The 14,142-nt window shown below is 65.1% G+C and carries 14 protein-coding genes and 1 tRNA gene; 6 read left to right on the top strand and 9 right to left on the bottom strand.

Features of this window, described 5'->3' with window-relative positions:
- Positions 1 to 11 precede the first annotated feature (11 nt).
- Positions 12 to 1,070, bottom strand: coding sequence for an FAD-dependent oxidoreductase (locus IDT60_RS01455; protein ID WP_223884016.1), 1,059 nt, complete (start codon positions 1,068 to 1,070; stop codon positions 12 to 14).
- Between the two features lie 78 nt (positions 1,071 to 1,148).
- Positions 1,149 to 1,724 carry an HhH-GPD-type base excision DNA repair protein gene (locus tag IDT60_RS01450; RefSeq protein WP_191080610.1) on the bottom strand — a complete coding sequence of 192 codons (576 nt, stop codon included), beginning with the start codon at positions 1,722 to 1,724 and terminating at the stop codon, positions 1,149 to 1,151.
- Between the two features lie 636 nt (positions 1,725 to 2,360).
- On the opposite strand from IDT60_RS01450, the gene IDT60_RS01445 reads away from it, so the two are divergent.
- The gene (locus IDT60_RS01445; protein ID WP_223883840.1) at positions 2,361 to 3,050 is read left to right on the top strand and encodes an ANTAR domain-containing protein; all 690 of its coding nucleotides are present in this window, start codon (positions 2,361 to 2,363) and stop codon (positions 3,048 to 3,050) included.
- A 66-nt stretch (positions 3,051 to 3,116) separates the two neighbouring features.
- Positions 3,117 to 3,452, top strand: coding sequence for a hypothetical protein (locus IDT60_RS01440; RefSeq protein ID WP_223883839.1), 336 nt, complete (start codon positions 3,117 to 3,119; stop codon positions 3,450 to 3,452).
- A gap of 112 nt (positions 3,453 to 3,564) precedes the next feature.
- Here IDT60_RS01440 and IDT60_RS01435 read toward each other — a convergent pair.
- Positions 3,565 to 3,637: transfer RNA gene (locus tag IDT60_RS01435), tRNA-Lys, on the bottom strand.
- A 225-nt stretch (positions 3,638 to 3,862) separates the two neighbouring features.
- Between IDT60_RS01435 and IDT60_RS01430 the strand changes: the two genes are divergently transcribed.
- The 3 genes from IDT60_RS01430 to IDT60_RS01420 all read left to right on the top strand — a co-directional run bounded on the left by IDT60_RS01430 (position 3,863) and on the right by IDT60_RS01420 (position 6,421).
- Complete coding sequence (locus IDT60_RS01430) at positions 3,863 to 4,522, top strand: hypothetical protein (protein WP_164202932.1); 660 nt, start codon at positions 3,863 to 3,865, stop codon at positions 4,520 to 4,522.
- Positions 4,523 to 4,791: 269 nt separating this feature from the next.
- Positions 4,792 to 5,409, top strand: a complete 618-nt coding sequence (locus tag IDT60_RS01425) for a DUF47 domain-containing protein (RefSeq protein ID WP_164202934.1) — start codon at positions 4,792 to 4,794, stop codon at positions 5,407 to 5,409.
- Position 5,410: 1 nt separating this feature from the next.
- The gene (locus tag IDT60_RS01420; RefSeq protein WP_191080608.1) at positions 5,411 to 6,421 is read left to right on the top strand and encodes an inorganic phosphate transporter; all 1,011 of its coding nucleotides are present in this window, start codon (positions 5,411 to 5,413) and stop codon (positions 6,419 to 6,421) included.
- Between the two features lie 146 nt (positions 6,422 to 6,567).
- Here IDT60_RS01420 and pstB read toward each other — a convergent pair whose 3' ends face one another.
- The 4 genes from pstB to pstS all read right to left on the bottom strand — a co-directional run bounded on the left by pstB (position 6,568) and on the right by pstS (position 10,694).
- Positions 6,568 to 7,347 (bottom strand): phosphate ABC transporter ATP-binding protein PstB, encoded by a 780-nt coding sequence (gene pstB / locus IDT60_RS01415; RefSeq protein ID WP_164202936.1) that lies wholly within the window; start codon positions 7,345 to 7,347, stop codon positions 6,568 to 6,570.
- A gap of 81 nt (positions 7,348 to 7,428) precedes the next feature.
- On the bottom strand, positions 7,429 to 8,541 hold the full coding sequence (gene pstA / locus IDT60_RS01410) for a phosphate ABC transporter permease PstA (protein WP_164202938.1): 1,113 nt from the start codon (positions 8,539 to 8,541) through the stop codon (positions 7,429 to 7,431).
- A complete protein-coding gene (gene pstC, locus IDT60_RS01405) occupies positions 8,542 to 9,474 on the bottom strand; it encodes a phosphate ABC transporter permease subunit PstC (protein WP_191080607.1) in 933 nt (310 codons plus the stop codon).
- A 101-nt stretch (positions 9,475 to 9,575) separates the two neighbouring features.
- Positions 9,576 to 10,694 (bottom strand): phosphate ABC transporter substrate-binding protein PstS, encoded by a 1,119-nt coding sequence (pstS, locus tag IDT60_RS01400; RefSeq protein ID WP_191080606.1) that lies wholly within the window; start codon positions 10,692 to 10,694, stop codon positions 9,576 to 9,578.
- Positions 10,695 to 10,930: 236 nt separating this feature from the next.
- Here pstS and IDT60_RS01395 point away from each other — a divergent pair, with 236 nt between their 5' ends.
- A complete protein-coding gene (locus tag IDT60_RS01395) occupies positions 10,931 to 12,058 on the top strand; it encodes an aromatic acid exporter family protein (protein ID WP_191080605.1) in 1,128 nt (375 codons plus the stop codon).
- Between the two features lie 6 nt (positions 12,059 to 12,064).
- On the opposite strand, the gene IDT60_RS01390 is transcribed toward IDT60_RS01395, so the two are convergent.
- Positions 12,065 to 13,084, bottom strand: coding sequence for a Gfo/Idh/MocA family protein (locus tag IDT60_RS01390; protein WP_191080604.1), 1,020 nt, complete (start codon positions 13,082 to 13,084; stop codon positions 12,065 to 12,067).
- A 39-nt stretch (positions 13,085 to 13,123) separates the two neighbouring features.
- Positions 13,124 to 14,140 carry a LacI family DNA-binding transcriptional regulator gene (locus IDT60_RS01385; protein ID WP_164202947.1) on the bottom strand — a complete coding sequence of 339 codons (1,017 nt, stop codon included), beginning with the start codon at positions 14,138 to 14,140 and terminating at the stop codon, positions 13,124 to 13,126.
- Positions 14,141 to 14,142: the final 2 nt, after the last annotated feature.

Genomic DNA, 14,142 nt, shown 5'->3' with positions numbered 1-14,142 from the left:
TGGGTGAATGGTCAGCGTTGGCTCCGCGGCTTGGGTTTGATAACCCTGGCCATGGAGCCGGCCGCGGCCATCGCGGCGTTGCGCGGTGCTGCGCCGGTGCCGAGCATGGCGAAGCGGCCCATGAGGCGCGAGGACAGCACCAGCCGTTGCGTTCGCTTCCTGCGGGCTTTGTCGTAGGCGGCAAGGCCCGCTTCGAGAGAGGATGCCTGCCCCACGCACCGCCCCAACGTTGCCCCGTCCACGATGGCTTCGCAGGCACCACGGCCAAGGAAGGGCGCCATGGCGTGGGCAGCATCACCTACCAACGCTGTTCCTCCCTTGACGAAGGAGGGCAGCTTCGGCGTCTCGAAGAGTCCGTGATGCAAAATCGCGTCCTCGTCGATCCTGTCCAGCACCTCCCGCACACTGCGGTGCCAGGAACCGAAATACCCCTGCAGGTGCGGAAGGTGCGGTCCGGCGAATGTCCGGTCGGAGCGGACGCTGGCGTACCAGTTCGTCGCGTGGGGGCCTGCCGGTGTGATGCCAAAGAGTGCGCCGGGAGCCCAGGTCTCGCCATATTCGGCAACCGCTCCCTGCACCGTTCCCCGCCAGGCCACAGATCCGAGCGGCCGTGCACTGAAGCCGGCACCAAAAATCCGCTGCCGGGTGCGGCTGAACGTGCCGTCCGCACCCACCACAAGGTCGGCGTCGCTGACCTGTTCCGGGTCAACAACCTGAGTGTTGAAGGAGATGTCCACGCCTTGGGCGAGGGCGGAGAGCAGTGCCGGCCGGGCAACCAGATGGAGGTCCGCTCCGCCGGGCGCCGTGAGCAGCGTGCGTCCGGCCGGCGTCCACAGCCGGGTTGAGGCACCGGCAGCAATGTGCGCCCAGCCGTCAGTCCGGCGTGACGCTTCGACGACGCCAAGGTCGCCCAGGGCCTGCAGCGCGGCCGGCCACATACCAAGCATGGTGCCTGTCTCCGGCAGTGCTCCGCTCTGTTCGAAGACCGTTACCGACCAGCCATGACGTTTCAGGGCCCGCGCCGTGCTCAGGCCACCGATTCCCGCGCCGATAATGACCGCTGATCGCATCACGCCCTCAGACTACAGAACTGGCTGAGCCAGCCGGGTACGGGGCGCGCCGCGGCTGAAACGCCGGTCATGCGGCAGTCAGCCCTTCGCAGCCTTTGCCGCCGCCTTCGCTGCCTGTTTGCTGGCCCGCACCTTGGCGAGCGACCCCGGATCCACGATGTCGGCAACCGACAGGAAAGCGTCCTCCTGGCCGTAGTGGCCCGCGGCCTCGCGCCATCCGGACGCCTCCAACCCGCACTGCTTGCCCAACAGGGCAAGGAAAATCCTGGCCTTCTGCTCCCCGAAGCCGGGCAGCGCCTGCAGCCGGCGCAGCACTTCCTTGCCGTCGGGTGCATCCTTGGTCCAGATTAGCGTGGCATCGCCGTCCCAGTCGCGCTGCACGGCCTGGGCGAGCGCCTGGACGCGCGCCGCCATGGAGCCGGGATACCGGTGGACCGCAGGACGTTCCTTGAACACCTCCACGAACGCTTCCGGTTCGTACGCGGCCACGGCTGCCGGATCTATGGATCCGATCCGTGCCCGGATTTTTTCGGGGCCGGCAAACGCTGATTCCATGGTCACCTGCTGATCCAGCAGCATGCCGGTCAGCAGCGCAAACGCGTCGTCAGTGAGCAGTTGGTCGGCAGCCGGGTCACCTGTGATGTGCAGTTCCATGGCCATTATCTTTCCACCTCGGACTGCCTGCGTCATGAACCACCGGGACACGGCAGAGAGCCATCCCGGGACCCGGAACCGATCACAAATTGAAGCTCAAACTTGAACGGTGGTCCACGAAACCAAGTACTACCTAATCTCAAATACGAGTACCGAATACGCGTTTGCCCGGGACCCCGCCCCCACTACCTTCGTCTTAGAGCCAACACTCGCTATCTCACTGCGTTGGATGTCTCACTAGGGGGTGTGAGCAGGAATGAATACAGGACTTAGCAGCCACGTTTTCCCGTGCCTTCGGGCCCGGGTACTGAGCGGGGCCGGCGACGAGGAGGTCTTCGAGACCAAGGCCTCTCCCCCAGCCGTCGCCGGCCCTCTTATCCCCATGGTTTGGCGGTCAGCCTTCCATCTTCCGGCAGCTCCCGTGATGAATGGACCGGCCCTGCAATTCCGGGGAAGCCGGCCATGAAGTATTCAACATCGCAGGTTTCCCCGGCACACGCTTCGGCGGCCCGGCGTCCGACGCATCAGACCCAGCACGCGACCGGACATCCGGCAACGCTTCCAAGCCAGGTCCCGGGCCCGGCGCGGGCAGGGACTGAAAGTGGCCCGGCAAGCACCGCCGGTTTTATCCCTGACTTGGCTACCGGGGCGAAAAGCCTCGCCGATTCTCTCGAGATCCTGACCCGCACGGCCTCGGAGACCCTGGCCGGCCTCATGGACTCACCCGTTGAATGCGCCATCGTGTTAAAGAGGGTCAAAAACATCCCCGCCACCGCTGGCACAAGCCCGGAGGCAGCACTACTCGCCAGGCTGGAGCAGGAAGCGGGCGAAGGTCCCCTGACCGAAGCCCTGGCCGGTAACGGGACCGTGGCCATGAACCACGTCACGTCGGACTTCCGCTGGGCGCGGTACCGGCCGCATCTGCAAAACGCCGGGTTCGATAGTGTTCTTGGCCTGCGGCTCCGGCTCGATGACGGAGCGGAAGCAGCCCTCGCCTTCTTCGCGCCGGGTGCCCAGGCGTTTCCGCTTCACGTCATCGCCGCTGCGCGGAATTTCGCGGACCTCGCGGCCCGGGGCCTCATGCTGGTCCTGGAACTGCAGACCACCAGCACCAGGGCATCAGACCTGCAGTCGGCCCTCGAAAGCCGGACGTCCATTGACATTGCGTGTGGGGTGATCATGGCGCAGAACCGGTGCTCCTACGACGACGCTATTGCCATCATCGCCAAGGCGTCCAGCCACCGGAACCTCAAGCTGCGAAAGGTGGCGGAGGGCATCCTGGAGAAGCTGCCGGGTGGAGCACCCCGCACGCATTTCGAACACTAAGACGCTGCCCGGGTGTTAGCTCTGGTTCCAGCATGTGCGATTTTCGCCACTGTCATCCTTGGTGCCTTGGCCGTTTTCCAGGCAGCGCTGATCGCTGGTGCTCCCCTGGGGCATCTGGCCTGGGGCGGCCAGCACAAGGTCCTGCCACCCAACCTCCGCATCGGCAGCGCGGTGTCCATCGTCCTGTATGCGCTGTTCGCTTATATTGCCCTGGCGAGGGCGGGGCTGGCGGCACCCCTGATCAGCGGGACCTTCACGGACGTGGCTGCCTGGGTGCTTACGGCCTACTTTGCCGTGGGCGTTGTGATGAACGGGATCTCGCGCAGCCGGCCTGAGCGCTTCACGATGACGCCCGTCGCGCTGGTGCTGGCGGCGCTCTATCTGGTGCTGTCGCTCAGCTGAGACCTGCCTGCCTGCCGGAGCCTGACCTGAGCGTCGGGCCAAGCAGGTCAAAGCAGGTGAAGGGTTAAAGCAGAAAGCCCGGAGACAGTGTGTCTCCGGGCTTTCGCGCGGGTGGGCCCTGTGGGGATCGAACCCACGACCCACGGATTAAAAGTCCGATGCTCTACCAACTGAGCTAAAGGCCCCAACTGATGGTCTACCGACCGATCAGCCCAGTCCATTTCTGGACGATAAATACTCTACCTCACCTGCGGACCCGCGTTGCACGCACATGCCACGCGCAGGTCACCCAAGGTGCGTGCCGCCGTCGTACGCTTCCAGTTCCCCAGCGTTTCGCAGCCACGGCCACCTGCGTCCTGGCTACGGGGAAGTACTCGATTTCCCGTGCGGCACAGGAGTAGCGTGGGGGCATGAGCGAGCAAGCAGGACCCAGTCACTACGGCGGCGCCAACCGGCATCACAAACCGAAGCCGTTCGCACCCATCGACTTTGAACCGTTCGCCGGCGGCCCGGATCCTGCGCGCGTCTCGGAGGCGGCACACCTCGCGGCGCAGGCGCTGGTCCGCCACGGCCGCGACAGTGACGATCCCGTGATCACGGAACGCCTGGTCAAACTGACGGACGAACAGGGCCTGGAAGCCATCGCCGAGATGTGGGCCGAAAGCCCCGCACGGTCGCTGCCTGGCGCCCTCTGGCGGCTCTACGCACTGCGCGCCGCCACCGTCCAGGACCCGGAACGGATCTCGGTCTACTTCCGCGCAGGAAAAGACACCGCCCAGGTCTCCCATGTGGTGGCCGGCGCTGCCGAACCGCCCGGAGCCGAGGAAATGCGGGCCATGGCGGACGCCATTCTCTCGGGCGCGTTCGACGGCGAGTTCGACGTCGCGCTGGAACGCTCCGCCGCTTTCTGCCGCGTAGTGGCGCTTGGCCAGGCGACCCTCGCCGACGGTGCCGAACACGGCAATGAGGCCCACGCGAGCAAGCTCACCCGCAACTCCCATCAGCTCGTGAAAACCGCTGAAGACCTCGAACATGCGGCCAATGCGTGGCGTTTGGGCGAGCTCGACTGACGCAGCAGACCCGATCTGTCAATGTTGACTTGAGCCAGCCGACGTAGAACACTGAAACTGGTGTCGAACCGCGAAACCCCCGGGCTTCAACATTTAGCCGCCTAGAGCGGCCTACCGCCGAGAGGCGTATCCGGTTCGGCACCATTTTTATGCCTGTTTACAGGCCGCGGGCAGGGGCCGGGTAGAATCAACACCAGTTGCTGGCCTGCGTCAAGTCACAAGTGGGCGGCCCCCGACCCAGTAGATCACCCGGAGACCGGTAACCCAACGTGAAGCTGAGCCTTTTTCCCCAGGAGCCCGCCGGGCTGACCCTGTTGTCCCAGATGGCCCAGCAAATTGTGCACGCAAGCGCCACCATGGCCGAGATCCTGGGCGTCCCCGCCGCTGAGCACGCCAAGCTGGTGGACGACATGCATAACCACGAGGCCAAATCCGGTGAGCTGCACTTCGCCCTGCTGACCCATATGCGTACGAGCTTCGTAAACCCGCTCCCCCGTGAAGACATGTACTCGCTGTCCCGGTTCCTTAACGAAGCCATCGAGAAGCTGGATGGCGCGGCGGAACTCGTCTCTCTATACAAGCTGGACCGGCTGCCCCGGCGTGCCGCGGACCAGCTGGAGATCATCAGCAGGCAGGCCGAACTCACCGTGGAGGCCATGCGCCGGTTGAACAACCTCGATGACCTCGAGGACTACTGGATCGAGATCCTACGGCTCGCCAAACGTGCAGAACGGACGCACCGGGTCTGGGTGGCGGACATGATCAAGGAGATGAAGTGGGCGCAGTACTCCCGTAACCGCGACGTCGCCAACCAGCTCGTGGAAGTCACCAAGGACATGCGCCGCATCGCCACACAGGTAGGCAGCATCATCGTCAAGGAATCCTGACGTGACAGGATTCGTCTTCGGCGCCGTGGTCCTGATCACCGCGGCGTTCGCGTTCCTCAACGGCTTCCGCGACGTCCCCAACGCGGTGGCACTGGCTGTCCGCACCAGGGCCCTGACTCCCAGCGTGGCCGTGCTGCTGGCAGCCTTCTTCAACCTGCTGGGCGCCCTGCTGAGCGCCACCGTGGTGGTCGCCATCAGCCACACGTGGATCCACCTGCCGGACGGGCTCAGCGGCCTGAGCATCCTGATGGCGGGTGTAGCCAGCGCCTGCGCCTGGGGCCTCCTGATGTGGTGGCACGGGATGCCGTCCTCGTCCACCCATGCATTGGTGGGCGGACTGGCTGGTGCGGGCCTCGCCAGCCTCGCCGTGGGCGGTGTGGGAGTGGGAGGAGTGGACCGTTCCCTGGTGGTCCAGGTGCTCCTGCCACTGCTGCTCTCGCCCATCGTCGCCTACGTGGGCGCGTACCTGATGGTTTTCCCGGTCACGTGGGCGGCACGCCACACCCAGCCCCATGTGGTCAACCAGCGCTTCCGCCGCAGCCAGGCCATCGCTGCCGGCGCTGTCGCTTTCGGCCACGGCCTGCAGGACGGCCAGCGGGTGGGTGCTGTGCTGCTGCTTGCCATGGTCGCCGCAGGCTACGCCGACGGCGACAGCATCCCCCTGTGGGTGGCGCTGCTGTCCGCGGTGATGATTGCAGCCGGAACCCTGTTCGGCGGCTGGCGGATCTCGCACACCATCGGCTACAAAATCACCCGTGTTGATCCGTTGCGGGGCTCGGTGGCCCAGACGTTCAGCGCCGTGATGCTTTTTGTGGGGGCCATCGCGCTTCAGGCCCCCCTCTCCACAACACACACGGTGACGGCGTCCGTACTGGGCGCCGGCGAGAACCAGCACTTCGCGGTCACCAACCGGAAGCTGGTCCTGCAGATCCTGGGGCTCTGGGTCCTCACACCCGCCGCTGCTGCGGCATTGGCCTTTGTGTTCGCGCTGGCGCTCTCGCCCCTGGCTTAAACACGGAATCGACTGCTCCGTAGGGGCCCTTCTGAGCTATCAAAAGGGCGCTTACGGAGCAGTCGATTGGGTGCGCGGCGGCGGTGGTGGGCCCACGCCGGCGAGGGCCCCTGCCTGAGCTTGCGAAGGCTGGGAGCCGGTGGGGACTATCCGAAGCGGCCGGAGACGTAGTCTTCGGTGGCCTTCACCGTGGGGTTGCTGAAGATGTTCTGGGTGTTCCCGTATTCGATCAGCTTGCCAGGCTTGCCGGTGCCGGCAATGTTGAAGAACGCCGTCTTGTCGGAGACGCGGGCGGCCTGCTGCATGTTGTGCGTCACGATCACCACGGTGTACTGATCCTTGAGCTCGTTGATGAGATCCTCGATGGCCAGCGTGGAGATCGGGTCCAGTGCAGAACACGGCTCATCCATCAGGATCACCTGGGGCTGCACGGCGATGGCGCGGGCGATGCAGAGACGCTGCTGCTGGCCGCCTGACAGGCCGGAACCCGGCTTCTCCAGGCGGTCCTTGACCTCGTTCCACAGATTGGCGCCCCGCAGCGAGCTTTCCACCAGCGCGTCAGCCTCTCCCTTGGAGATCTTCTTGTTGTTCAGCTTTACGCCGGCCAGGACGTTGTCCCGGATGGACATGGTGGGGAACGGGTTGGGCCGCTGGAACACCATGCCGATCTGCGAGCGCACGGTTACGGGGTCAACGCCGGGTCCGTAAAGGTTGTCGCCGTCCATCAGGACTTCACCTTCAACGCGGGCGCCGGGAAGCACCTCATGCATACGGTTCAGGGTGCGCAGGAACGTGGACTTTCCGCAGCCTGAGGGGCCGATGAAGGCCGTCACTGATTTGGCCTCGATGGCGATGCTGACATCCTCCACGGCCAGAAAATCGCCGTAGTACACGTTCAGGTCTTTGACGTCGATGCGCTTAGACATGATGTTCCTTCACTTGCTGGGGGTACGGATTGAAGTCTAGGGTTTGGTCGCGGGGACCGGAACGGCCTGCCGGAAAGATTTTTAGCGGCCCGTCTTGGGGGCGAAAATCTTGGCGATCAGCCGGGCACCGAGGTTCAGGACCATCACCAGGATGATCAGCACCAGGGCAGCGCCCCAGGCCCGCTGCGAGGACGGGTCCGGGTTGGCGGGCGATGTGGGGTTCAGGATCTGCGTGTAGATGAACGTTGGCAGTGACGCCATCCAGCCGCCGAACACGTTGTTGTTGATGCTGGTGGCGAAACCGGCGGTGACCAGGATGGGCGCGGTCTCACCGATAACGCGGGCGATCGCGAGGGTGACGCCGGATGCGATGCCGGAGATCGCCGTCGGGATGACCACCTTGATGATGGTGCGCCACTTCCGTACGCCCAGCGCGTAGGCTGCTTCGCGCAGTTCGTTGGGGACTATCTTCAGCATTTCCTCGCTGGAGCGCACCACCACGGGGATCATCAGCACGGAAAGTGCGACGGCGGCGACGGCGCCGGTCTTGGTGCCGGGCCCGACTACCGCGAAGAAGAAGGCCGCGGCGAACAGGCCGGCGACGATGGACGGGATGCCTGTCATAACATCCACAAAGAACGTGATGGCACGGGCCAGGCGGCCGTCGTTGCCGTACTCCACCAGGTAAATGGCCGTCAGGAGGCCCACAGGCACGGAGATGACGGTGGCAACCACCGTCATCTGGATGGTGCCAACCAGTGCGTGGTAGATGCCGCCGATGACGGGGGCGCCTTCTTCGACGGCCCTGTTGTCGTAGACGCCCGTGACGCCGTTCATGGAGCTGGTGAGGAATCCGGGGGCGATCAGGCCGGGAATGCCGTTGACCAGCACTGTCCAGATCACCGAGATCAGGGGCAGCAGTGCGATCAGGAACGAACCGACCACGAGGCAGGTGGCCAGTTTGTCCTTGGCTTTGCGTGAACCTTCGACGACGCCGCTCCAGCTCACCAGGCCGGTGGCGAAGAGCAGTGCCGAGACGATTCCCCAGCCAAAGGCGTTGAAACCGATCAGTGCCATGACTGCCGCACCGAGGATGAGGGCGGCTGCCAGGACAATGTACGGCGCGTAGGACGGCAGCTGGCCCTTCGTGAGGGCTGAACGCTTGCTGCGGACGGGAGTGAGAGTGGAGGACATTTAGTTGGCTCCCGAGAATTCTTTGTGCCGGGTGATGATCCAGCGGGCCACCATGTTCACGGCCAGCGTGATGACGAACAGGACCAGGCCGGCAGCGATCAGCGTGCTGACCTTGAGGCCGCTGGCTTCAGGGAAGTTCAGGGCGATTTCAGCGGCAATGGTCTGGTTTCCGGAGGTGATCAGGCTGGCGGTCAGGGCGCCGGAGGAGAGCACCAGGGCCACGGCCATGGTCTCTCCCAGTGCGCGGCCCAGGCCGAGCATAACGGCGCTGATGATGCCCGGACGGGCGAACGGCAGGACCGACATCTTGATCATTTCCCAGCGCGTGGCGCCCAGTGCCAGGGCGGCTTCCTCGTGCAGTTTGGGGGTCTGCAGGAAGATTTCGCGGCTCAGGGAGGTGATGATGGGCAGGACCATCACCGAGAGCACAATGCCCGCTGTGAGGATGGTCTTGCCGGTGGCCGACGCCGGGCCCTGGAAGATGGGCAGCCAGCCCATGTTGTCGGCAAGCCAGTTGTATGCCGGGGAGATCTCCTTGGCGAGGAACGCTGCGCCCCAGGCTCCGTAGATCACGGACGGGATGGCGGCCAGGAGGTCAACCACGTAGCCAAGGCCGTTGGCGAGCCCGCGCGGTGCGAAATGCGAGATGAACAGTGCCACACCGATGGCGACGGGGGTGGCGATCACCAGGGCAATGGTGGCCGCGATGAGGGTACCGATCACAATCGGCCAGATGTAGGCGAAGAAGCCTGCTCCGCCCTGGATCTCGGCGGCAGGTGCTGTCAGTGCCGGAATGGACTGGACAACAAGGAAAATTGCCACGCCGAACAGGACGGCGAGGATGAGGCACCCGGCGGCAAGTGCGGCGCCGGAAAAGATCTTATCCCCGGCGCGGCCTGCGCCCTGGGAACTACTCAGGGGGGTGGCGGTCATTCCAGACCCTTCGATTGTGGTGGTGCCCAAAAGCTAGCTTACAAAGGCAAGTTCCCCGCCCCGCCTTTCGGCGTGGCGGGGAACCTGGTTCAAGGCAGTTACTAGGACTTGACCTTGATGGATTCGATGGCCGTGGTGGCCTTCTCGGCGAGGGCCGGGGACAGCGGTGCGGACTTCGCGGAGTCGGCGGCTGCCTGCTGGCCTGCGTCCGAGACTACATAGCTTTCGAAAGCCTTGACCAGGTCAACGGTTTCCTGCTTGTCGTAGGTGGAGCAGACAACGTGGTAGGAAACCAGAACGATCGGGTAGGCACCGGCAGCGGTGGTCTTGCGGTCCAGCTTGATGGCGACGTCGGTGGCGGAGCGGCCTTCGACGGGCTTGCCGGCTTCGACAGCCTTGGCGGCTGCGTCGGCGGAGATCTTGACGAACTCCTCGCCGACCTTGATGGAGGCGGTGCCCAGCTTGCCGCCCACAGCGGAGTCATCGGCGTAGGTCACGGCGCCCGGTGTGTCGGTGACGGTCTTGACGACGCCGGAGGTGCCCTTGGCGTTCTCGCCCTGCAGGGTTGCGGGCCAGACACCGGAAGCCTTGTCGGTCCAGACCTCAGCCGCAGCAGCGGAGAGGTACTCGGTGAAGTTGGTGGTGGTGCCGGAATCGTCAGAGCGGTTCACCGGCGTGACCTTCAGGTCCGGGAGGGTGACGCCTTCGTTCAGGGCGGCAATCGCCGGATCGTTCCAGGTGGCGATTTCGCCGCGGAAGATCTTGGCTACGGTGGCGGCGTCCAGCTTCAGCTCGGTGATGCCCGGGAGGTTGAAGGCCACGGCGATCGGGGAGATGTAGACAGGGATGTTGAGGGCGCCGTCGGGGCCGCACTGGGCCTTGGAGCTCTCCAGCTCTTCGTCTTTGAGGTACGCGTCGGAGCCGGCGAACTGTGCCGAGCCGTCGATGATGGCCTTGCGGCCGGCGCCGGAGCCGTCCGGGGAGTACTGCACGGTGGCGCCGGAGTTGGCGGCAGCGAAGCCGGCCTTCCAGGCATCCATGGCCGGGCCGGTGGAGGAGGCGCCGATGCCGGTGAGGGTGCCGGTCACCTTGGTGCCGGAAGTCTGGGTGCCGGCAGGCGTGTTGCCCGTGGCGTTGTCTGAACCGCAGGCGGTAAGCGCGAGTGCGCCGGCAGCGATAACAGCAATAGCCGCGTGGCGGCCGAAACGGAGTGCCTTCACTAGATGTGTACCCCTTCCAGGGATATTCAGTAGCGGGCAGGGCCGGAGACGCCCTGCAGCGCGATGCGTACGTTTTGTACCTTCATCGAATTTAGGGGCTGCAGGTAAAGGGATTGGCGGCCGAAAGTGAACAGAAGGTTAACGGCAGCGGCATTTTGTCTTACATGTGCAGCGTCACCATTGCGCGGGTCACACTTTCCGCCGTAGGGGGACCGCCGGCAAATAGACTGGACGGCATGGCCGCAGCAGCAGGACTCTCAGCAAGCAGGCGTTTCCTGCGCGGGCGAATCCGCACGGGCCTGATCCGGAGCAGGAACTCGCTGGTCCCCGCTATCCAGATGACGGCTTGCGCGGTGGGCGCGTACGCCTTCGCTGAGTACGTCCTGGGGCATTCCGGTCCCCTGTTCGCAGCAACGTCCTCACTGATTGCCCTGGGCTTCTCGCGTGAACCGCGCCTGCGAAGGGTCATGGAGGTGGGCTTGGGCTGCACCATCGGCATTGCCGTTGGTGATCTGTTGCTGCACTGGCTGGGCAGCGGAATCTGGCAGGCCGCAGTCGTCCTTCTCTTCTCCATCCTGCTGGCCCGCTTCCTGGACAGCGGCAATATTTTCACCACGCAGCTGGGACTGCAGTCGCTGCTGGTGGTGCTGCTGCCGGCGCCCGACGGCGGGCCGTTCACCCGCAGCATCGATGCCATTGTTGGCGGGGTGGTTGCGCTGCTGGTGACCATCCTGGTGCCCAAGGATCCGCGGCGGGAGCCCCGCAAGGATGTCCGGAAACTGCTCCACGAACTGGCCGAAGTGTTGCGGGAATGTGCCACTGCGCTAAGCAACAGCGACTCCACGCAGGCGTGGCACGCGCTGATCCGCGGCCGGAACTGCCAGCCGCTTGTGGACGCGATGCGCCATTCCCTGCGCGCTTCCGGCGAGGTGGCCACGCTCGCGCCGGCCCACCGACGGCACCGTGACGAGCTGGAGCGGCTGGACACCTCCCTGGACTTCATCGATCTGGCGCTCCGCAACAGCCGCGTGTTTGCGCGCCGGCTCACCAGCGCCATCAACCATGCCGCACTGTCGGACGAGGCGACCGAGAACATTGCGGAGGTGCTCCAGGACACCGCGGCCGCGATTGATGAACTCGCGCTGGGCCTGGCCGAGACGCACGACGGCGTCCGCCGCGCCCATCTGCGCACCGCCCGGCAGGACCTCAGCGAGATCGCGCTGCGGCTCCATCCCAAGCTTCTCCGGGTGGAACGGCTGGAGGGTGAAACCGTGGTGATGCTGTTCCGGCCGCTGATGGTGGACCTGTTGGAGGCCACCGGGATGGACTCGCGCGAGGCCAGGGACATTCTGCCGGCGCTCTAGCGGGTGCTACCGGTCGTTTTCGTAATGAACGCCCAGCTGTGACCTTGCATCGTCGAGGATTTGCATGATTTTCACGCTTTCATGCCAGGGCATCAGGGGGCTTTCCGGAAGCCCTGCGCGGATGCACCGGCCGGCTTCACGCAGTTCATGGATGAAGCCTTCGGTTGCCTCGTAGAACTCCTCCACCTGCACCCTCCCGTCCGGCCCTGCGTATTCCAGCCGGCGGGCGTTGTAGAGGGGCGAGCCGGTGCGAAGCCAGCCCTTGGTGCCGCTCACGGTCACGATGCCGGGGCTGGCGGATTCCAGGGAGGACACCAGCTGGGCTGCGGCGCCGTCAGCGTATCCGAGGGTCAGGGTGTTCTGGACGTCGATTCCGTCGCGATTCAGCCGGCCGGCGGCGGTGACGCTGTCCGGAAAGCCCAGCATGCCCACCGCCCAAGTCAGCGGATAGGCGGCGAGATCCAGCAGGGCACCGCCGCCGGCCGCCGGATCCCAGAGCCTGTCGCGGGGATCGTACGTGGCCGCAAAGCCGAGATCGGCCTGCACCCAGCGGACTGTGCCGATTCCGCCGGCACGGACCACTTCAAGCGCCCGCCGCGTTGACGGCAGGAACCGCGTCCACATCGCCTCCATGAGGAACAGTTCCTGCTCACGCGCCAACAGTATGAGCTCCTGGGCTTCCCGGGCGTTGACCGTGAGCGGTTTCTCGCACACGACGTGCTTGCCTGCTGTGAGGGCCGCCGTGGCAACCTCATGGTGCCGTGCATGCGGCGTCGCGATGTAGACCACGTCCACGTCCGGATCATCAAAGAGTTGCTCATAGGCTGTCGCCCCGGGCTGGTCGTGATAACTCGTGGCGAAGCCATACTGCCCCGCGAACGCCTTCGCCGCGGCCGCGCTCCGCGAGCTCACAGCATGCAGGACCGAGTTTTCCAGGCGGGCGAGGTCGGCGGTGACGCGGTGGGCGATCCGCCCGGTGGCCACCACGCCCCAGTTCAGGGGTTGACCTTGGGCAGCAGGGATCATGAGTGTGTTCCGCTCGATAGGTGTGGCCGGCCTTAAAGGTCAGGCAGATGCCCGTATGACCAGCGACGTGGGAATCCGGGTGACCCTGTCCGCGGGTTTTCCGTCGATCAACTCAACCAGTGTCTCTGCCATTTTTTTGCCCATCTCGATGACGGGGTGATGCACGGTTGTCAGCGGCGGATTGACAGAGGTGGCAAACGAATCGTCGTCGAACCCCACCACCGCCACGTCAGCCGGGATCCGGATCCCGCGCTCCTGGAGCACGGTGTAGGCGCCCGCGGCCATCTGGTCATTGGCCACGAACAGCCCGTCGATGGGCTTGCCGCGCTCAAGGAGCCGCCGCATGGCCTTGGCGCCGGAGGAAAGCGTGAAGTCCCCGTACTCCACCAGGGAATCGTCCAGTCCGGACGCTTCCATGGCCTTCCGCCAGCCGGTAAAACGGTCGACGCCGGGCGGCATGTCCTGCGGTCCGGCGATGGTGGCGATGTGGGTGCGGCCGCCCTCAACCAGCAGCCGGGTTGCGCCTTCGGCGGCGGCCTCGTTGTCAACGTCCACGTAGTAGCTTCCGCCCTCGGCCAGCGGCCTGCCCGCGAAAACCATGGGGATGTGGTCGCTGACGTGGGCCCAGGACCGGTCCCCTGCGTGGTGGGAGACCACCAGGGCACCTGCGACGTTGCCGCCGAGCAGGAATGCCCTGGTCTTTTCGGGTTTGGCTTCTGATGCGATGACCATGTTCAGCGTGTAGTCGGTGTCTGCGAGATAGAGGGCCACGCCCTGGACAACGGAGGCGAAGAACGGATCCGCGAAGACCTTGGAGGTGGATTCCGGCACGATCAGGCTGATGGAATTGGGCTTCCGGCTGGCGAGGGACCGCGCGGCACGGTTGGGTGTGTAATTCACGGCGAGAATGGCTTGGCGGACCTTCGCGGCGATGTCTTCGTCCACGCTGGGAACGTGGTTAACCACGCGGGAGACGGTGGCTCGGGACACGCCGGCCAGCGCAGCCACCATTTCAAGGGTGGGCGCCGGCCGGCTTCCGCTGGGGTCTTGCTTCAAGA

This window comes from Pseudarthrobacter sp. BIM B-2242 (assembly GCF_014764445.1).
Taxonomy (GTDB): Bacteria; Actinomycetota; Actinomycetes; order Actinomycetales; family Micrococcaceae; genus Arthrobacter; species Arthrobacter luteus_A.
Note: the sequence above shows the minus strand (reverse complement) of the source record. Positions and strands in the feature narration are given on the sequence as shown.